This window comes from Yersinia sp. 2540 StPb PI (assembly GCF_052217165.1).
GTDB lineage: Bacteria > Pseudomonadota > Gammaproteobacteria > Enterobacterales > Enterobacteriaceae > Yersinia > Yersinia enterocolitica_E.
In genome coordinates, this window is the sequence record NZ_JAZGQC010000001.1 from 1,922,509 (window position 1) to 1,942,690 (window position 20,182).

Genomic DNA, 20,182 nt, shown 5'->3' on the forward strand with positions numbered 1-20,182 from the left:
CCAATCATCTTCACTCCCGCTCTAAAGCCCTGATAGGGTCCATCTCGGCTGCCCGTTTGGCAGGGAAAAAACCAAAAATAATCCCAATCAAACTAGAACATATAAAGGCCATCATGATGGATGTTGTTGAATAAACCATTGAAAAGTTACTACTGAACTGACTGAATATCAGGCCGATTGCTAGCGATAATATTACGCCAAGGCCGCCGCCCAATAAGCACACTAATACCGCTTCTATCAAAAACTGCTGCATAATATCGCTGGCACGGGCACCAACCGCCATCCGCACGCCTATTTCTTTAGTACGTTCGGTGACCGATACCAACATAATATTCATCACTCCAATACCACCAACGACCAAGGAAATAACCGCAATCATTGATACCAGCAATGTCATGGTTGAGGTGGTCTTCTTAATGGTTTGACGGATACTGTCGGTATTCATCACGAAGAAATCCTGTGTCCCGTGACGTTGAGTGAGCAATTTTGTTACACCCTGCTCAGCATTAGCCAGATCAATATCATCGTTCACCCGCACGGTAATACTCTTGAGATAAGACTGGCCGAGCATACGTTTCATCGCCGTCGTATAGGGGATCCACACATTGAGGTTCTCGTCGCTACCAAAACCACTTTGTTTCTTGGCCGCCACACCAATCACGCGGCAGGGCAGAGCGCCAAGTAAGATAACTTTTCCGATGGGGTTTTCGCCCTGGGCAAACAGCTTATCGCGGGTGTTTTCATCAATGACTGCCTCTTGCATCAGGCCATCGACGCTAGCACGGTTAAAGGCCATTCCCTGGTTGATATTGTAGCCACGCACCAGAAAATATTGCTCACCGACCCCATTGACGGTGCCACTGACCGATTTATTACCATAACGTAGCGTGGTGCTGGTCGAAACCGTTGGTGTCACGCTGTGAATATAACCTTGTTGTGCCAGGGCATCCGCGTCGGTCGCCCGTAGAGTATGGATCGCCGCTGAGCGCATATCACCAAAATCCTTGCCGGGGAAAATCTCCAGCGTGCTGGTCCCCATCGCATTGATATTAGCCAGAACCTGTTGTTGCGAACCTTTTCCTAGTGCCACCACCGATACCACCGAGGCAATGCCAATAATAATCCCCAGCATGGTCAGTACGGTGCGCAAACGCTGTGCGGCCATCGCCAGTATTGCCATTTTAAACGCCTCTTGTAGGCGGTCGCGCTGCGCTTTCCACGAGGTGAGTAGTGGTTTATTGGCAATGTCTGGTTCTTGTGCGACGGCTGCTGTACTTACTGATGTTGTCGACTGCATTTGTCGGTCAGCAATGACCTCGCCATCTCTCAATTCAATAATTCGCTGCGCATGTTCTGCAATCGACATATCGTGGGTGACAATTACCACGGTGTGGCCTTGCTGGTGTAAGTCTTTAAGGATATTTAAGACTTCATGACCACTGTGAGTATCAAGTGCTCCGGTGGGCTCGTCGGCCAGAATAACTTCCCCGCCGTTCATTAGTGCCCTGGCAATACTGACCCGCTGCTGCTGCCCACCGGAAAGCTGGCTTGGGCGATAATCCAGCCGCTCGGCCAGACCGAGGCGAGACAACAGGCTGGCGGCTCGCTTTTTACGTTCCTCGCGATTGATACCGGCGTAAATTGCCGGAATTTCCACATTCTCCCGCGCACTCAAATCATTTAGCAGATGGTAGCGCTGAAAGATAAAGCCAAAATGTTCACGGCGCAGTTCGGCGAGCACATCACGGTCCAAATGTTGCGGGATCCGGCCAGCGACCAGATATTCGCCTGCGCTGGGTTTATCCAGACAACCGAGAATATTCATTAGCGTTGATTTACCGGAGCCTGATGCGCCAACAATCGCCACCATTTCTCCGCGGTAAATAGTTAGATTGATATTTTTCAGCACTTGAACCGTCTGTTCGCCATTAATAAATTCACGGCTGACATTATCAAGCTGAAGTAAGATCTTACTGTGGTTGAGCTCTGGCATCAGTTACATCCCCATCGGCGGCCCCATACGTTGGGCCTTATTGTTGGCGGTGGTACTGCTGCCTTGGCTGACGATCACCTGTTCTCCGGCTTGCAGGCCTGAGAGGATCTGTGCATCAACATTGTTATTTAGCCCAACGGTCACTTCACGCCAACCGATGTTGCCGTTGTTGCCCACCACTTGAACCTGATACTTTCCTTTTACGTTGTTTAATGCGGTCGCGGGGATAACGATGGCGTTCTCGGCTTTGTTGAGCACGATGTAGACCTGCGCGGTCATTGAAATTCGTAACGCGCCATTTGGGTTAGCAACATCAAACAGGCCGTTATAATAAATAGCAGTGCTACTGGAGCTGGAGCTGCTACTGGAGCTGGATGAGGTGGTGGTGGTTTCATCGTTGATCGAATCAGGCGCCGGTTCTATTGCTCGCAGCGTGGCACTGAATCGTTCTTCCGGCTCACCTAAAATAGTGAAGTAAACCGGCATACCGGCTTTAACTTTCACCACGTCAGCCTCAGAAATTTGTGCTTCTATCGTCATGGTGTCGAGCTGAGCGACTTTGATAATCGTTGGCGCACTTTGTACTGCGTTGACGGTTTGCCCCTCTTCAACCGGGATAGCCACCACGGTACCTGTGATGGGTGAGCTGATTTTAGTGTACCCAAGATTGAGTTTGGCGGTACTGACGGCAATTTCCGCCTGTGCAATCTGGGCATCGAGCGCAGTAATTTCCGCCTGAGTGCTTTCTAATGTGGCTTTGGCGCTATCAAAATCAGCGCGTACGCCGAGACCTTTGGCCAAAATTTGCTGCTGCCGCTGGTAGGTCAATAGGTTGTTTTTCTGTGTTGCCACTTTCGCCGCTCGTTGGGCGAGCACATTTTTCAGCGCTTCTTCGGCATCTTTCAGGGTATTTTGCTGAGTCAGATCATCAATTTCAGCCACTAACTGGCCTTTCTCAACCTGCTGTCCTAGGGTGACATGGAGCGCTTTGATTTGCCCTGAAACCTGAGCCCCAACAGTGACTTGTTTTTGTGCCTTGATGGTGCCATCAGCCAAGACAGTTTGTTCCAGAGTGCGAGTTTCGGCGGCGGCGGTGATGTAAGCGGGTTTATCCGCCGGTGAAATCAATCTGAATAGTAGCACGCCGCCCGCTATCAGCAGCAGTACAGCCAGCCCGATAAAGCGTCGTTTCGACCTTGTAACCTGTTGCATAATCAATCAAAGATCCTTGAACCACAATGAAGAAAACGGTGAAACCAAATGCAGGGGGGATAATTTACCGCCAACACCGATGAGTGTGAGTTAAGTGAGATTCAAGAATATGTAAGGATTGAGTAAAACCGGCTGCGCGCGAGTCAAATAGGCATGAAAATAGCCGAAATCAGGCAGGAGAGTTAAAAATGAAGATTTTGTTAGTCGATGATGATGTGGAACTGGGCACTATGCTGAGAGAATACCTGAGCGGTGAGGGCTTTAATGCCGAATTGGTATTGACCGGTAAAGCGGGTATTGCCGCTGCCTTATCTGGAGACTATACCGCCTTGATCCTCGATATTATGTTGCCTGATATGAGTGGTATTGATGTTTTGCGGCAAGTGCGTAAAAAAAGTCGCTTACCGATCATTATGTTAACCGCCAAAGGGGATAATATTGACCGGGTTATCGGGCTGGAAATGGGGGCAGATGACTATATGCCTAAACCCTGTTATCCCCGTGAGCTAGTCGCACGCTTGCGCGCAGTATTGCGCCGCTTTGATGAACATCCTGAAATGCCGTCAGCCGATGACAGTATCATCAGCCATGGCGACCTCACACTCAACCCGTCAACGCGCAGCAGTGAATGGCAGGGTAAACCGTTTGATCTGACTGCATCGGAATTTAACTTGTTGGAACTGCTGTTGCGTTCACCAGAGCGGGTGGTTACCAAAGATGAGTTATCCGATAAAGGATTAGGCCGACCACGGGAAGCCTATGACCGCAGTGTTGATGTGCATATCAGCAATATACGTCAAAAACTTGCAGCCCTGCCGGGGAACAATCTGAATATTGAAACGGTACGTAGTATTGGTTATCGCATCAGATAATAGCCTTGGGTGGAGTGAGATTGCTTATGCGCGGACGGTTGTTTTGGAAAATTCTGCTGGGTTTTTGGTTTACCTTTATTTTAATGACCCAGATGCTGTGGCTGGTGTTCTCCTTTTACGGCAATCGCCATGAACCCCCTGAGCGTGAAATGGTGCGGCAAATTGCCAAATTACAGGTTGCCTCGGCGGCGTCGGTATTACATTCCGGTGGTTTGCCTGCGCTAAGTACCATGACAGCTAACTGGTCGGAGGCAGATAAAGCCCATTTTTCTGTATTACCGGTGGCGGCGCTGCCACCGTTGACTGAAGAGGCGCTTACCGGGAAATCGATTCCCCAAGGCGGTGAACCTGAGTTTTATCGTCGTGAGGTTACCACTTGGGCCCAAGGCCCTGATGGACAAAACTATCGCGTCAGCTACGACATCGATGGCTTGCGCCCCGTTAATCAGCAGGGTGGCCCCGATGAAAAGCGCCATGAAATACTGAATATTCCTATCCCTATGATTTGGATGGGCGTATTAGGCGGTTTGTTCTTCAGTGCGTTATTAGCCTGGAATCTAACGCGGCCGATGCGCCAGTTACGTGCCGGTTTTGAACGGGTGGCACAGGGGGATTTGTCGGTACGATTGCTGCCGGTAATGCGGCGGCGTCATGATGAGCTGACCGAAGTTGCACGTGACTTTGACTCAATGGCCGAACGGCTCGAAGCTCTGGTCAGTGCGCGGGAACAACTACTGCATGATGTGTCCCATGAGTTGCGTTCTCCGCTGGCGCGTTTGCAACTGGCGATTGGCTTAGCGCACCAGAATCCCGGCAATGTTGAAAGCTCATTACAGCGTATTGAGCATGAATCGGAACGGTTGGATAAGATGATTGGTGAGTTGCTGGCACTTTCACGAGCTGAAAACCACCTTCTGGCTGACGATGACGAGTATTTCGATTTGCATGAGTTGGTCAAAGTGGTGGTAAATGATGCGCGCTTTGAGGCACAGGTGCCGGGCGTTGAGATCTTGCTACAGGTGTTGCCCCCTATCGAGTATACCGTCAGAGGTAATGCTGAATTGATGCGACGGGCTATTGATAACATTGTCCGCAATGCGCTGCGTTTCTCCGTTCATGGGCAACAGGTAAAAGTGACACTTTCATTGGTGGATAAGAGTTATCAGATTCAGGTTGCTGACCAAGGACCAGGCGTTGAAGAGAGCATGTTATCCAGTATTTTTGACCCCTTTGTGCGCGTTAAGTCAGCGATGTCTGGCAAAGGTTATGGCTTGGGATTGGCCATTACGCGTAAGGTGATTCAGGCCCATGGCGGGCAGGTTGAAGCACGCAATGGTGAGCAGGGGGGATTAGTGATTACACTACGGATTTCACGTTGGCTTGCAGTAGAGTAGTTTGACAGTAACGGTAATAGCAGAAAACAAAAACGGCACCCTTAGGCGCCGTTTTTTTATTCGTATGAGATTACTTCTTGATACGAATAATTGGTGTTTCACCAACGGTGACACTACCGGACAGCTTAATCAGTTCTTTGATCTCGTCCATGTTGGAGATAACAACCGGCGTCAATGTAGACTTGGCTTTCTCTTCCAGCAGGGCCAGATTGAACTCAATAACCACATCACCTTTCTTGACGCGCTGGCCTTCTTCAGCGATGCGTTTGAAGCCTTCGCCTTTCAGTTCAACAGTGTCAATACCGAAGTGGACGAACAGCTCAATGCCGCTGTCTGATTCGATAGAAAAAGCATGGTTAGTCTCGAAAATTTTACCGATGGTGCCATCAACAGGAGCAACCATTTTATTGCCTGAAGGCTTGATAGCAATACCATCACCAACGATTTTCTCTGCAAAAACAACATCAGGAACATCTTCAATGTTGACGATTTCACCAGACAATGGCGCAACGATTTCAATAGTACCACTGTCTTTTTTATCATCTGAAACCAATGATTTCAGTTTATCGAACAAACCCATGATCTTCTCCTAAGTATTTATACTCGTCATACTTCAAGCTGCATGTGCGTTGGCTACGTTCAATCACCCGAATCACTTACAACACAGTAAGCTCATCGGGACTCTCTCACTTGCCGCCTTCCCGCAACTCGAATTATTTAGAGTTTATATTGGGCAGCGTTCCAGTATCGTGGAATTAGCAGAGTGTTTTTTCTTCGATGAATGTGGTAATCAAATCCATCAATTCTTTCGCTGTTGGTTGAGCTAATGCCTGCTCTGCCAACACCTTCACATCTTCGAAATTTGTATTACGGATAATTTTCTTGATGCGTGGGATCGAAATCGCACTCATGCTGAACTCATCCAGCCCCATGCCCAATAGCAACAGTGTAGCACGTTCATCACCAGCAAGTTCACCGCACATACCGGTCCACTTACCTTCAGCGTGAGATGCATCAATAACCTGTTTGATCAGGCCCAATACCGATGGCGACATTGGATTATAGAGATGAGAAATCAGCTCATTGCCACGATCTACTGCCAGAGTATACTGAGTTAGATCGTTTGTCCCAATACTAAAGAAGTCAACTTCCTTAGCTAAATGGCGAGCGATAACCGCCGCCGCAGGTGTTTCAACCATTACACCGACCTCGATAGTTTCATCGAAGGCCTTGTTTTCTTCACGTAATTGGCCTTTCAGCAGCTCAAGTTCTGCTTTCAGTTCACGTACTTCTTCAACCGAAATAATCATCGGGAACATAATACGTAATTTGCCAAATGCTGAGGCTCGCAAGATTGCGCGCAGCTGTGCGTGCAGAATTTCTTTGCGATCCATAGCAATACGGATAGCACGCCAGCCCAGGAATGGGTTCTCTTCTTTCGGCAGGTTCATGTACGGCAAATCTTTATCGCCGCCGATGTCCATGGTACGGACGATAACAGCCTGAGAGCCCATCGCTTCAGCAACGGCTTTATATGCCTGGAACTGCTCTTCTTCTGTTGGCAAAGAATCGCGGTCCATAAACAGGAATTCGGTACGATACAGACCAACACCTTCAGCGCCATTACGTTCAGCACCGGCGATATCACGCACAGTACCGATGTTGGCAACCACTTCAACCTGATGACCATCAAGGGTGATAGCAGGCAGGTCTTTTAATTTGGCCAGATCATTTTTCTCGGTGATGTATTGAGTATTCACCGCTTTCAACTGCTCAATAATATCGGCAGTCGGGTTTAAATAGACTTTGTTGTTTACTGCATCAAGGATCAAATAGTCGCCATTCTGGACTTGTTTGGTCACATCGGAGGTGCCGACGATAGCAGGGAGTTCCAACGAACGAGCCATAATCGAGGTGTGAGAGGTACGGCCACCTAAATCGGTGATAAACCCTAACACTTTATCCAGATTAAGCTGTGCGGTTTCTGATGGCGTCAAATCGGTGGCAACCAGAATAACTTCATCCTGAATGGCACTCAGATCAACAATGGTCAGACCGAGAATGTTCTTCAGCAGGCGTTTACCGATATCACGCACGTCAGCCGCACGTTCTTTCAGGTATTCGTCATCCAGTTCTTCCAGGGCTTTTGCCTGCCCTTCAATCACTGAATAAGCGGCTGCATCAGCAGAGGCATGCTCATCTTTGATGAGGGCTATGATTTCCTGCTCAAGCTCTTCGTCTTCCAACAGCATGATATGCCCTTCGAAGATGGCAGCTTTCTCTTCGCCGAGGCTTGCTTCAGCTTTGGTCTTAATCGCTTCTAACTGCTCAGACGCTTTGGCCCGCCCAGATTTGAAACGTTCGACTTCCTGCTCCACTTGGTCAGCAGAGATCTTTTTCCGGTTGATGACAATCTCATCTTCTTTCAGCAAAAGTGCTTTACCAAAAGCGATACCCGGTGATACTAAAATGCCTGAAATCATAACCCTACCTTACTCTTGACTGGTGTTAACTAAAAAAGCGTGCGTGATTACTCAAGCTCAGCCATCAGTTTTACCAGATGCTCAACAGCTTTCTTCTCATCTTCACCAACAGCCGAGATCGTAACAACAGTACCTTGGGTCAGGCCCAGAGTTTGTAGTTTAAACAGGCTCTTGGCGCTGGCGCTTTTACCGTTAGAGATCACAGTAATTTCAGACGCAAAGCCTTTTGCTTCTTTTACGAACTGGGCAGCCGGGCGGGTATGCAGACCATTTGGTGCAGTAATAGTAACTTCTTGCTGGAACATTGTATTTCCCCAACTTATTGGATTTATGTTGTGGAGCTAAAGTTTAGTGTAGAACCCAAACTTTAACCTGTATTGGTGCGCGTATAACAAGACCATCTGACTTGCGCATGACTATGCCTCAACCACCGGCAAGTCACAAAGACAGTTTCTGATGCAACCTGAATTCAGGTCTAAAATCGACACTGTCGTATCTAAGAATAATGCTCTCTTTGCGTTATGTCTTCAATCCACGTTCGGTGATGACATTTTTTGTCGCATTGCATAATTGTTAAATCGATTCAGCCAGAGATTCACTCAAGATACGATTAATTTCGCGTATCAAAATAATTGACCGGTTAAATACTAAACCCAGAGGGTAAAATCAATCTTTATGTAGTAAAAACTTTGAAGTGCGCCACAAAAAAAGCACCCATGAGGGTGCTTTTTTAGCATTTAGTGCGACAGCCTGACTACTGTTGCAGCTCTTGCTCAGTGAACAAATCTGCAAACAAAGCTGTGCTTAAATAACGCTCACCCGAGGAGGGAAGAATAACCACAATTGTTTTGTCAGTAAAGCCATCTTCTTCGGAAAGTTTGACTGCTGCCGCAACTGCTGCACCGGAAGAAATACCGGCCAAAATACCTTCTTCGTCCATCAAACGGCGAGCCATTGAGATAGCTTCATCATTGGTTACCAACGCTACGCGGTCAACCAAACTCAGATCGAGGTTGCCGGGAATAAAGCCAGCACCGATACCTTGGATTTTATGTGGGCCGGGTTTGATTTCCTGTCCAGCCAAAGCTTGCGTGATAACCGGGGAGTCAGTCGGTTCAACCGCCACAGTGATAATCGCTTTACCTTTGGTATTTTTAATGTAGCGGCTAACACCGGTCAGGGTACCACCGGTACCGACACCTGCGATAAAGACGTCCACTTCACCATCGGTATCTTCCCAAATTTCCGGGCCGGTGGTTTGTTCATGAATTTCCGGATTCGCTGGATTACTGAATTGCTGCAAAATCAGGTAACGGTCAGGGTCAGTTGCTTGAATCTCTTCCGCTTTAGCAATGGCTCCTTTCATCCCTTTGGCCCCTTCGGTCAGGACCAGATTAGCGCCGAGCGCTTTTAGTAGCTTACGGCGCTCAATGCTCATGGTTTCTGGCATGGTAAGGGTTAATTTATAACCGCGAGCGGCGGCAACAAATGCCAAAGCAATGCCGGTATTACCGCTGGTAGGTTCTACCAGCTCTTTGCCTGCGGTCAGAATGCCGCGCTTTTCGGCATCCCAAATCATATTGGAACCGATACGGCATTTAACGCTGAAACTTGGATTGCGTGATTCAACCTTCGCCAAAATGCGCCCGTTACCGATACGGTTCAGACGAACCAGCGGCGTATGGCCGATTGTTAAAGAGTTGTCTTCATATATCTTGCTCATAGCCCGTCCTTTAACTCTATGAAAATGTAGGAAACGTTCAAAGCATACGCTAACAGTATGGCTATGGAAGTAAGTAATTAGTATATCGATATGTTATTAGGAAATAAGTTTTAATCCCAATAGCTTTTGATCTTAACAATGAGGGCGTGGCTGGCACGCCCAGAGGAAATTAACGAGGTGGTTGAGTAAACTGGTCGCGGTAACGATCTACCCACATTGCGGTGGCTCCGCAAACGGCAACCGGCAGAATCACCAGATTAAGGAATGGGATCATAGTAAACAAACTCACCAGTGCACCAAATTGCAAGTTATCGACTTTATTCTGTCGCAATGCACTGCGCATCTGCTGGAAACTCACTTTATGGTTATCAAAGGGATAATCGCAATATTGAATTGATAGCATCCAGGCACTGAATAAGAACCACAATACCGGCGCAACGGTCTGACCAATGCCAGGGATAAAGTAGAGCAGCAGTAGCCCTAATGCCCGGGGCAGGTAGTAAGCCAGTTTTTGCCACTCGCGCGCCATGATGCGGGGCAAATCTTTAACTATTCCCCATATACCGGTGTCTGGCAGTGGTTTACCCGTCAGACTGGCCTCCAGTTGCTCAGCCAGCAAGCCGCTAAAGGGGGCTGCGATAATATTGGCCAGGGTACTGAACAGGTAACTGAATACCAGTAGCACCGAGATAACCATTACTGGCCACAACAAATAACTCAGCCACTGTAACCAGTCGGGAACATGGCTCATCAATTGTGGAACCCAATCACCTATACGGTTGAATAACCACCAGAAAGCGCCCCCCATCAGCAGAATATTTACCAGTAAGGGCAAAATAACAAATCGCCGGATACCCGGACGGGAAATTAATTGCCATCCTTGGGCAAAATAATGGACACCACTCACCTTTTTTACCGCTTTTTGCGTATACGCCATGCCATTCAGTTCTCTGTAAGTCTATTGACCCACGTATCATATCGGTATGATTTCCCACTGCATAGTCACATATTGTGCAAAAAACGAGCGAAACATCTAGCATAATCATCTTTCTTCGAAGAAAATTGAGCACGGACTTGCACTTGTGTTCGTTGGCAAATAGAGTTAAAGGGTGAATGTTTGCCGCGGTGGCAATGTATTGGAACAACAGAGATAGTAATGATGCAGGATTTGCGTCTGATATTAATCGTTGTTGGCGCGATCGCCATAATAGCGTTGTTATTGCATGGTTTATGGACCAGCCGTAAAGAACGCTCTTCACTTTTTCGCGATCGCCCAGTTAAACGTCCGAAACAAGAACGTGTTGAAACCCCGATCGAGAGTCTCGATGAAGGGGTAGGAGAAGTGCGCGTCCGCACTGCTCATCCACAGGAGAAGCCTTCGTTTACTCATATTGATGACGACGACGAAGACATGCCGGTTATTCAGCATACTGATACCAAACCGGCTCAGGTCAAGACGGAACCTCGTCACAAGCCTTTTGCTTCAGTGCCAACAGACTATGACGACCCTCTTTTGGGTGGGCTATCGGCTGAGCAACCACCGCATGCATCACCGCGTGATCCTTTGCTTGGATCGGTTGAAGAGTCGTATTCGCAACCGCGACACGCAGAGCCACAGCATGTGGCAGAACCTGCACCTCGTGTGGCACCACAACATGTGGAATCACAACCAGAGCCTGTCGCTCCGGCAGCAGAGGTGAAACCACAGAAACTGAAAGAGACCGTTTTGGTGCTGCATGTTGCTGCGCATCATGGTGGCGCTCTTGGCGGCGAGTTGCTGCTACAGAGTGTTCTTCAGTCTGGTTTCCAGTTTGGTGAGATGGGTATTTTCCATCGTCATCTTAGCCCGGCAGGCAGTGGCCCAGTATTATTCAGTTTGGCGAATATGGTAAAACCGGGTTCTTTCGATCCTGATACCATGTCTGATTTTTCAACGCCGGGTGTCTCAATGTTTATGATGGTGCCGTCTTATGGCGATGCCAATCAGAACTTTAAATTAATGCTGCAATCAGCCCAACGCATTGCTGATGATGTCGGTGGTGTAGTGTTGGATGATGATCGCCGCATGATGACCCCGCAGAAGCTGGAAACGTATAAGGCGCGTATCCGTGAAGTGCTGGATGCAAACGCTAGCGCCTGATAACGTTACCTCGCAATGAATCGAATTAACCCGAACCCCCGCATGCCGGGGGTTTTTTATCTTTGATGGTGAGCCATGGAATCGATAATTCAGCAAATTAATCAACTAAGAACCTCATTGCGCCATCACGAACATCTTTATCATGTGTTGGATGCCCCTGAGATCCCTGATGCTGAATATGACCGTTTGATGCAGCAATTACGTTCCCTGGAAGCACAACATCCTGAACTGATTACTCATGATTCACCGACACAGCGGGTTGGTGCCGCGCCGCTTGATGCATTTGAACAGGTTAGACACGAAGTGCCGATGTTATCTCTTGATAACGTTTTCGATGAAGAGAGTTACCTGGCTTTTGACAAACGGGTGCATGACCGGCTGAAAACCGCTGAACCGTTGACCTTCTGCTGTGAGCTGAAGCTCGATGGCCTGGCGGTCAGCCTATTGTATGAGAATGGTGAGTTAGTTAGAGCAGCTACCCGTGGTGACGGTACCACGGGTGAAAATATTACCGCGAATGTGCGTACCATCCGTGCCATTCCACTGCGCCTGCATGGGGAGAATATCCCGCATCGGGTGGAAGTTCGCGGTGAAGTCTTTATGCCACAAGCCGGTTTTGAGCAACTTAACGAAGAGGCGCGTCGCAAAGGCGGTAAAATTTTTGCCAATCCACGCAATGCTGCTGCCGGATCGTTACGTCAGCTCGACCCCCGCATCACAGCCAAACGGCCATTAATGTTCTTCTGTTATGGTGTGGGTTTACTCGATGGCGGTGAGCTTGCGCGCAGTCATATTCAGCGTCTGATGCAATTTAAAGCCTGGGGTCTGCCGGTCAGTAATCGAGTGAAGTTATGCACCGGTAGTGATGAGGTAATTGCCTTCTATCGTCAGGTAGAGCAGGACCGTGCCAGTTTGGGGTTTGATATTGATGGCGTGGTTATCAAGGTTGATTCGCTCGACTTGCAAGAAAGATTGGGATTTGTAGCACGCGCACCCCGTTGGGCTACGGCGTTTAAATTTCAAGCGCAGGAACAGATAACCCAAGTTCGCGACGTGGAGTTTCAGGTGGGGCGCACTGGTGCTATCACCCCGGTCGCACGTCTGGAACCGGTGCAGGTGGCGGGCGTGGTAGTCAGTAATGCGACACTGCATAACGCCGATGAAATTGAGCGTCTTGGTATACGCATTGGTGATACCGTTATTATTCGCCGCGCTGGAGATGTGATCCCGCAAGTGGTTGGTGTGGTGATGGAACAACGCCCGCAGGATGCCAAAGAGATAGTTTTCCCGGAGCACTGCCCGGTATGTGGTTCTGATATCGAGCGGGTAGAAGGCGAGGCGGTTGCCCGCTGCACCGGTGGTCTGTTCTGCGCAGCACAGCGTAAAGAGGCGTTGAAGCACTTTGTCTCGCGCCGGGCGTTGGATGTGGACGGGATGGGTGACAAGATTATCGAACAACTGGTAGAGAAACAGTATGTCGAGAACCCAGCGGATCTATTTGAGCTGACCGCAGGCAAACTGACCGGTTTAGATCGGATGGGGCCAAAATCGGCACAAAATCTGATTGCGGCGCTAGAAAAGGCGAAGCAAACGACGTTTGCCCGCTTCCTGTATGCTTTGGGTATTCGTGAAGTTGGGGAGGCGACAGCGGCTAATTTAGCAGCTCATTTTCGCAATCTGACTAATTTGCGCGCGGCAGATATCGATGCATTAAAAAGTGTGCCAGATGTCGGGGAAGTGGTAGCCAGGCACGTGCGGAATTTCCTCGGTGAAGAACACAATCAGAAAGTGATCGAGGCGCTAGAGCAAGTGATTAGTTGGCCTGAGCCACAGCAAATTGTTGCTGCAGAGATTGATAGCCCCTTTGCTGGGAAAACCGTGGTGTTGACGGGGTCACTGACCATTCTCTCACGGGACGAAGCGAAAGATCGTCTGGCTGCTTTAGGTGCCAAAGTGAGTGGCAGTGTTTCCAAAAAAACGGATCTGGTTATTGCTGGTGAGGCGGCTGGCTCAAAACTGGCGAAAGCGCAGGAGCTTGGGATTACAGTCATTGATGAAGCGGAAATGATTCGTCTGCTGGGTGAATAGTGGTAACGCCAGAGGGCTGTATGGAAAAAGAGAATTTGATTGAGATTGCCAATACCCGGATGCCGTTTGGTAAATACCAAGGGCGGGTATTAATCGACTTACCTGAAGAGTACCTGCTCTGGTTCGCCCGCAAAGGGGAATTCCCACCAGGCAAGTTAGGTATGTTGATGGAGCTGACGCTGACCATTAAAATCGAGGGATTGGATAGTTTGGTAAAACCCCTCAAGCGTGGTTGATTTTACCTTCTAAAACAGGGCGATAGCCGTTATGTTGCCATCGCCCTATCACTGTTTAACCGAACATCAATGTTATTAAATATAAACGTCAATCTGGTTCTGTGCGGAAGGGCGGTTTACTCCATCACCGGCGGGCGCAGTTGCCGCATTGTTGTCACCTTCTTTGGTTTTATCCGCTTCCTTGGCCTGAATACGGGCAAGCTCAGCTTGCAGCGCTGCAATTTGACTCTGAATCTGTTGCTGCTGCTTTTGCAATTCATCCGCAGTCAAACCAGAATCTTTTAAGGTACTTAATTTTTCGGTCAGTTTTTGGATCTGCTGATTAATGGATTTAATTTGTGCCGCCGCACTGTTGTCAGAAGAGCTACTGCTGCTCACTGACACGGATGCTGCAGAGATAGTATTCGACATCATTATTCCTTAGTAAAACCTGGATGGAGTAATGCTTATCGACGGGAGGATATTAACCTTTAACTTTTGAGGGCTACTTTACACAATCTTATCACTTGCTTATCACTTGGTTGTTTTTTAAACGCCGCCATACGGTTCTGAAACGTTAAATTACCAAACGCAGTTCAGGCCAATGTTGCAGCCAACCTTTGCTATTTACCCGTTGGTAGTAGGTATCGACCTCACCGTTTTTCGGGTTCAAGGTGATCGTGCGGGTAAACAGTGCGTCCAAACCCAGTGGAGCCACCAGCTCAATATCGCCGCTTGCATTGAGCCTGGCACCGATTGCTGTTTCTACTTCAACCCAGTAGCTAATGGCATCGTCGGTACTGGTATAAGGTTGGCGACCCCTATGCAGGTGCATTCTGGCTTGATTTTTTACTGACCAGGGGAAGGAGAGATGCTGAGCCGCACTTTTTTGCTGTAGCTGCGCTTCTCGCTGTAAGTCATGCTGCTCGTGGGCATGTTGCTTATCGAAATAGACTAAATCGATGTCATTGAGTGCGGTCGCTAACGGGTACCCGTGCAATTGATCCCACACCAGATTACGCACAAATCCTGCCGCCAGACACCACTGCTTTAACCCGAGCTCTCGGGCAATCGACAAAGCCTGCATACGATGAGGGTCAGCCTGTAGCCATTGAATGATTTGTTGCTGCTGATTCATGCCTATTTCCACCGTAATCAATACCTTTGATTAGTTCGCAGGATAACAGAGATAAATGACAAAGAGTGAGGGAGGCTTACGCGAGAAAGCAAAAAACCGGCCATAAGCCGGTTTTTTAAAGAGTGGTGGAGCTAGACGGGATCGAACCGTCGACCTCTTGCATGCCATGCAAGCGCTCTCCCAGCTGAGCTATAGCCCCACAAATGTGGTTGTTCGTACTGACTTATCTATGATGCCACCCTTTTCCGGCCTGATGATGCAATCAAACAAGAAAATTTGGTGGAGCTAGACGGGATCGAACCGTCGACCTCTTGCATGCCATGCAAGCGCTCTCCCAGCTGAGCTATAGCCCCAATGCGCACATAATAAATCGTGTGAACGGGGCGCATGATATGAAACCACTGAAACAGTGTCAACGGCTAATTCGATTTCTCGCGTTAAGCGCTGAAAAAGCCGCCAAATCAGCGGGTAATTAGCATTAAATATTATATGTCGCTCACAACTATCTAACGAGTAATAATAAAAAGGCGGCCTGAGTAGCCGCCTGATTGAATGAGCAATAACCGTATTATTGTTGTGTTTCGCGCTCGCTGATAAAGGCTAATGCTTTATCAATACGTGCCAGTGAGCGTGCCTGACCGATAGCATGGACAGTGACATCCATCCCTGGCGATTGACCCGCACCAGTGACTGCGACACGCAGCGGCATCCCCACTTTACCCATACCTACACCTAACTCATCAGCCGTGCCCTGAATCGCGTTGTGAACGTTTTCAGTGGTCCAGGCGGTGATGGCAGCGAGTTTGGCTTTAACTGCTTCAAGTGGCTGGCGGGCCACTGGGCGCAAATGTTTTTTAGCCGCATCAGCATCGAACTCGTCAAACTCTTCGTAAAAGTAACGGCAGGACTCGGCCATCTCTTTCAGCGTTTTGCAGCGCTCACCTAGCAGTTTTACGATTTCAACTAACTCAGGGCCATTACGGGTATCAAGCCCCAGTTGTTCAACATGCCATGACAGGTGAACAGCAACATGCTCTGGTGGCAGGCTATTGATATAGTGATGATTCAACCACTGTAATTTTTCAGTATTGAATGCACTGGCTGACTTACTGACCGCATCGAGGGTAAACAGCTCGGTCATCTCGGCCACAGAGAAAATCTCCTGATCACCATGAGACCAACCCAAACGCACCAAATAGTTCAGTAGTGCCTCTGGCAGATAGCCGTCATCGCGGTATTGCATAACACCAACAGCCCCGTGGCGTTTAGACAGTTTTTTACCGTCATCACCCAGAATCATTGATACATGAGCATACTCAGGCACTGGCGCGCCTAATGCTTTCAGAATATTAATCTGGCGCGGTGTATTGTTGATATGGTCTTCACCACGGATAACATGGGTGATTTCCATATCCCAGTCATCGATGACGACACAGAAGTTATAGGTTGGTGAACCATCGGTACGGCGGATGATTAAGTCATCCAGTTCCTGATTGCTGAATTCAATAGGGCCACGGATTTTGTCGTCGAAAATGACCGAGCCTTCCTGCGGGTTGCGAAAACGCACCACTGATGGCTCATCAGCGCCATGAGTGCACTGGCTATCGCGGCAACGACCATCGTAGCGAGGTTTCTCGCCATTGGCCATTTGGGTTTCACGCAACTCTTCCAGGCGCTCTTTAGAGCAATAGCAGCGATAAGCGGTGCCCTTTTCCAACATTTGGTCAATCACCGCATTGTAGCGATCGAACCGTTTGGTTTGGAAATACGGGCCTTCATCCCAATCCAGATTCAACCAGTTCATACCGTCCATAATAGCGTCGATGGCTTCCTGAGTTGAGCGCTCAAGATCGGTATCTTCAATGCGCAGAACAAATTCACCACCTAAATGACGGGTGAACAGCCAGGAATACAATGCGGTGCGTGCGCCACCTACATGGAGATAGCCGGTAGGACTGGGTGCAAAACGGGTTTTGATCTTCATTGGAATCGATGCCTTATTACGCTACGCCGGTCAGCAAAAGCTGACAGTTGCTCGAAATTTGAAAAAGTAGGCGACATTCTACCACCCTGTAGTAATTCCTCAACGATGTTACCGGTATGCAATTGATGATATTCCCATCATCTTTCAAATTGCAGGTGTGTTGGCCGCACTCACTCACCCGAATCACATACTTGGGTAAGCTCATCGGGTTCATTTGTTTGCCGCCGTCCTACACCTTGAAATATTTTGGGGATCATTTAATAAAGGTTCATAGCGGCGATAAATATCGCATCCTGTTTAAATTTGCGGCGAACGATTGTTTTCGTTTTAAAAACCGTTGACTCACTTCGAACTATCCCTATAATGCGACTCCAACAACACGGCGGGGCGATTAGCTCAGTTGGTAGAGCATCTCCTTTACACGGAGGGGGTCATCAGTTCGAATCTGGTATCGCCCACCAAACTCGACGTGTTATGCAATAAATGAGATAGATGAGGGCGATTAGCTCAGTTGGTAGAGCATCTCCTTTACACGGAGGGGGTCATCAGTTCGAATCTGGTATCGCCCACCACTCATCACTCATTGTTAAAAGTATTAAGATTCAAGGTAGTAGAAGTGGGCGATTAGCTCAGTTGGTAGAGCATCTCCTTTACACGGAGGGGGTCATCAGTTCGAATCTGGTATCGCCCACCACTTCTTTTACTTCGTATTATCATATAATGGGTCGTTAGCTCAGTTGGCAGAATGGTTACTTTTAATCAATTGGTTAAAGGTTCGAGCCGAGCGAAGCGAGACAGCAACGCGTAAGCGTTGACCCGAAGGGCGAATCCGCAGGATGAGTAATCCCGCATGACTCGTGTTAAAAATGTCGAATAAATCTATATAATGGGTCGTTAGCTCAGTTGGTAGAGCAGTTGACTTTTAATCAATTGGTCGCAGGTTCGAATCCCGCACGACCCACCATTATATCAAGTACCGTATTAACTCCCCCAGATCTAAAAACTCAAAAACTACACGAAATCGTGTGGGTGAGACCCTGCGTTCAGGTTCGAGCCGAGCGAAGCGAGACAGCAACGCGCGAGCGTTGACCCGAAGGGCGAGGCCAGAGGCCGAGTAATCCCGCACGACCCACCATTATATTTACTACCTTACTACCTTACTACCTTACTACCTTACTACCTCACTACCTCACTACCTTACTACCTCACTACCTCACTACCTCACTACCTCACTACCTCACTACCTCACTACCTCACTACCTCACTACCTTACTACCTTACTACCTCACTACCTCACTACCTCACTACCTCACTACCTCACTACCTCACTACCTCACTACCTTACTACCTCACTACCTCACTACCTTACTACCTCACTTAGAACGCCATCTATTGCTTATTAACGGGCATATCACATCAGTCGCGGCATTAAACTTACCCACTAAAGTTCTCCAGCCTTTGATTACTCAAAGAGTCATCATCCGTGTAAATAGTTCGGGTATGGATCGCAGGTATAAAAAAAGGCGCCGTAGCGCCTCTTTAGAGATTTTTTTCTGATACTTAGAGTACCAGGCCCGCAATAGAGGCGGACAGCACACTGACCAGCGTAGAGCCGTATAACAGCTTCAAGCCAAAGCGTGAAACCACATTCCCTTGGTGCTCATTCAAACCTTTAATCGCACCGGCTACGATACCAATAGAGGAGAAGTTAGCGAATGAAACCAGGAACACTGACAGAATACCCACGCTGCGTGGCGACAGTTCTGATGCCACTTTCTGCAAGTCCATCATTGCCACGAATTCGTTAGATACCAGTTTGGTTGCCATGATGCCACCAACTTGTAAGGCTTCATGAGTCGGTACGCCCATCACCCAGGCAAACGGGAAGAAGACATAGCCCAAGATACCCTGGAAGCTGATACCGAACAGCAAACTAAATAAGGCATTCATCGCAGAAATTAACGCGATAAAACCAATCAGCATGGCTGCAACGATGATAGCAACTTTGAAACCGGCCAGAATGTACTCACCCAGCATTTCAAAGAAGCTTTGGCCTTCGTGCAAGTTGCTCAGTTGCAACTCTTCCTCGTCCTCTGCTTTATACGGGTTGATCAATGACAACACGATAAAGGTACTGAACATGTTAAGTACCAGCGCCGCAACCACAAACTTCGCGTCCAGCATTGACATATATGCACCCACGATTGACATAGAAACTGTCGACATCGCGGTTGCTGCCATGGTGTACATGCGTTTTTCAGACATTTTGCCCAAAATGTCTTTATAGGCGATGAAGTTTTCAGATTGACCCAGAATCAGTGAGCTGACGGCGTTGAATGATTCCAGCTTACCCATGCCGTTAACTTTAGACAGCAAAGTACCAATGATACGAATAACGACGGGGAGAACTTTGATATATTGCAGAATACCAATCAGAGCAGAAATAAAGACGATAGGGCACAGCACTCTCAGGAAGAAGAACGCCAAACCTTTATCACCCATATTACCAAAGACAAAGTCGGTACCGTTGGCGGCAAATCCAAGCAACTTGTCGAATAAACCGGCGAATCCTTTCACAAAACCCAATCCAGCTTCCGAATGGAGGAAGAAGTACGCCAACAACACTTCAATTACCAGCAATTGAATAACAAACCGAATGCGGATGCTTTTACGATCCTTACAGATCGCCAGAGCTAATATGGCCACCACGACTAAGGCCAACGCAAACTGCAGAATATGGGACATGTGTGCTCCAAATTTGAGGCAGGCTAGATTTCGGTGGACATTTTATGTAACGGCTACATTAAAAACGAGATGTAGGCAGCAAATATAGAAATTCACTTGCACTAATGCAAACGAATTAGTGGAGTGGATCACAAAAAATAGGATGTTAATAATTTGCTACGGAAGTAGTTTAAATATGCTAGGTTGATCAATTGT

At 48.2% G+C, this 20,182-nt stretch carries 16 protein-coding genes, 6 tRNA genes and 2 other RNA genes; 11 read left to right on the top strand and 13 right to left on the bottom strand.

The window, feature by feature from the left end:
- Positions 1–10: 10 nt before the first annotated feature.
- Positions 11–1,993 (bottom strand): MacB family efflux pump subunit, encoded by a 1,983-nt coding sequence (locus tag V1956_RS08695; protein WP_442825026.1) that lies wholly within the window; start codon positions 1,991–1,993, stop codon positions 11–13.
- Positions 1,994–1,996: 3 nt separating this feature from the next.
- Positions 1,997–3,205 carry an efflux RND transporter periplasmic adaptor subunit gene (locus V1956_RS08700; protein WP_442825027.1) on the bottom strand — a complete coding sequence of 403 codons (1,209 nt, stop codon included), beginning with the start codon at positions 3,203–3,205 and terminating at the stop codon, positions 1,997–1,999.
- Between the two features lie 188 nt (positions 3,206–3,393).
- On the opposite strand from V1956_RS08700, the gene V1956_RS08705 reads away from it, so the two are divergent.
- Together V1956_RS08705 and V1956_RS08710 are read left to right on the top strand one after the other, a co-directional pair.
- A complete protein-coding gene (locus tag V1956_RS08705; RefSeq protein WP_372559582.1) occupies positions 3,394–4,077 on the top strand; it encodes a response regulator transcription factor in 684 nt (227 codons plus the stop codon).
- A 26-nt stretch (positions 4,078–4,103) separates the two neighbouring features.
- On the top strand, positions 4,104–5,471 hold the full coding sequence (locus V1956_RS08710; protein WP_442825028.1) for an ATP-binding protein: 1,368 nt from the start codon (positions 4,104–4,106) through the stop codon (positions 5,469–5,471).
- A 70-nt stretch (positions 5,472–5,541) separates the two neighbouring features.
- Here the strand turns inward: V1956_RS08710 and crr are convergent, their stop codons facing one another.
- The 5 genes from crr to cysZ all read right to left on the bottom strand — a co-directional run bounded on the left by crr (position 5,542) and on the right by cysZ (position 10,614).
- On the bottom strand, positions 5,542–6,051 hold the full coding sequence (gene crr, locus V1956_RS08715; RefSeq protein WP_004392561.1) for a PTS glucose transporter subunit IIA: 510 nt from the start codon (positions 6,049–6,051) through the stop codon (positions 5,542–5,544).
- Between the two features lie 175 nt (positions 6,052–6,226).
- On the bottom strand, positions 6,227–7,954 hold the full coding sequence (gene ptsI, locus V1956_RS08720; RefSeq protein WP_372559580.1) for a phosphoenolpyruvate-protein phosphotransferase PtsI: 1,728 nt from the start codon (positions 7,952–7,954) through the stop codon (positions 6,227–6,229).
- Between the two features lie 47 nt (positions 7,955–8,001).
- Positions 8,002–8,259, bottom strand: a complete 258-nt coding sequence (gene ptsH, locus V1956_RS08725) for a phosphocarrier protein Hpr (RefSeq protein WP_083163435.1) — start codon at positions 8,257–8,259, stop codon at positions 8,002–8,004.
- Between the two features lie 449 nt (positions 8,260–8,708).
- Positions 8,709–9,677 carry a cysteine synthase A gene (gene cysK, locus V1956_RS08730; protein WP_083163436.1) on the bottom strand — a complete coding sequence of 323 codons (969 nt, stop codon included), beginning with the start codon at positions 9,675–9,677 and terminating at the stop codon, positions 8,709–8,711.
- A gap of 169 nt (positions 9,678–9,846) precedes the next feature.
- Entirely contained in the window at positions 9,847–10,614 is a 768-nt protein-coding gene (gene cysZ, locus V1956_RS08735; protein ID WP_372559579.1) for a sulfate transporter CysZ, read from the bottom strand.
- 219 nt (positions 10,615–10,833) lie between these two features.
- Between cysZ and zipA the strand changes: the two genes are divergently transcribed.
- From zipA to V1956_RS08750, 3 genes are all read left to right on the top strand, one after another.
- On the top strand, positions 10,834–11,817 hold the full coding sequence (zipA, locus tag V1956_RS08740; protein ID WP_442825029.1) for a cell division protein ZipA: 984 nt from the start codon (positions 10,834–10,836) through the stop codon (positions 11,815–11,817).
- Between the two features lie 75 nt (positions 11,818–11,892).
- The gene (ligA, locus tag V1956_RS08745; RefSeq protein WP_442825030.1) at positions 11,893–13,905 is read left to right on the top strand and encodes an NAD-dependent DNA ligase LigA; all 2,013 of its coding nucleotides are present in this window, start codon (positions 11,893–11,895) and stop codon (positions 13,903–13,905) included.
- A 20-nt stretch (positions 13,906–13,925) separates the two neighbouring features.
- The gene (locus V1956_RS08750) at positions 13,926–14,141 is read left to right on the top strand and encodes a DUF3820 family protein (protein ID WP_372559576.1); all 216 of its coding nucleotides are present in this window, start codon (positions 13,926–13,928) and stop codon (positions 14,139–14,141) included.
- Between the two features lie 75 nt (positions 14,142–14,216).
- Here the strand turns inward: V1956_RS08750 and V1956_RS08755 are convergent, their stop codons facing one another.
- The 5 genes from V1956_RS08755 to gltX form a co-directional block, all read right to left on the bottom strand.
- Complete coding sequence (locus V1956_RS08755) at positions 14,217–14,552, bottom strand: FlxA-like family protein (RefSeq protein ID WP_372559575.1); 336 nt, start codon at positions 14,550–14,552, stop codon at positions 14,217–14,219.
- A 145-nt stretch (positions 14,553–14,697) separates the two neighbouring features.
- On the bottom strand, positions 14,698–15,258 hold the full coding sequence (locus tag V1956_RS08760) for a nucleotidyltransferase family protein (protein ID WP_420071704.1): 561 nt from the start codon (positions 15,256–15,258) through the stop codon (positions 14,698–14,700).
- Positions 15,259–15,381: 123 nt separating this feature from the next.
- Positions 15,382–15,457, bottom strand: a tRNA-Ala gene (locus tag V1956_RS08765).
- A gap of 78 nt (positions 15,458–15,535) precedes the next feature.
- Positions 15,536–15,611: transfer RNA gene (locus tag V1956_RS08770), tRNA-Ala, on the bottom strand.
- A 215-nt stretch (positions 15,612–15,826) separates the two neighbouring features.
- Complete coding sequence (gene gltX, locus V1956_RS08775) at positions 15,827–17,242, bottom strand: glutamate--tRNA ligase (RefSeq protein ID WP_372559573.1); 1,416 nt, start codon at positions 17,240–17,242, stop codon at positions 15,827–15,829.
- 385 nt (positions 17,243–17,627) lie between these two features.
- Between gltX and V1956_RS08780 the strand changes: the two genes are divergently transcribed.
- The 6 genes from V1956_RS08780 (at position 17,628) to V1956_RS08805 (ending at position 18,377) form a co-directional block, all read left to right on the top strand.
- Positions 17,628–17,703 (top strand) — tRNA-Val (locus V1956_RS08780).
- A 35-nt stretch (positions 17,704–17,738) separates the two neighbouring features.
- Positions 17,739–17,814: transfer RNA gene (locus tag V1956_RS08785), tRNA-Val, on the top strand.
- Between the two features lie 46 nt (positions 17,815–17,860).
- Positions 17,861–17,936: transfer RNA gene (locus tag V1956_RS08790), tRNA-Val, on the top strand.
- 39 nt (positions 17,937–17,975) lie between these two features.
- A non-coding RNA gene (locus V1956_RS08795) (RtT sRNA) lies at positions 17,976–18,099 on the top strand.
- A gap of 31 nt (positions 18,100–18,130) precedes the next feature.
- Positions 18,131–18,206, top strand: a tRNA-Lys gene (locus V1956_RS08800).
- A gap of 45 nt (positions 18,207–18,251) precedes the next feature.
- Positions 18,252–18,377, top strand: a non-coding RNA gene (locus V1956_RS08805) — RtT sRNA.
- A 425-nt stretch (positions 18,378–18,802) separates the two neighbouring features.
- On the opposite strand, the gene V1956_RS08810 is transcribed toward V1956_RS08805, so the two are convergent.
- On the bottom strand, positions 18,803–19,987 hold the full coding sequence (locus tag V1956_RS08810) for a NupC/NupG family nucleoside CNT transporter (RefSeq protein WP_083163451.1): 1,185 nt from the start codon (positions 19,985–19,987) through the stop codon (positions 18,803–18,805).
- Positions 19,988–20,182 lie beyond the last annotated feature (195 nt).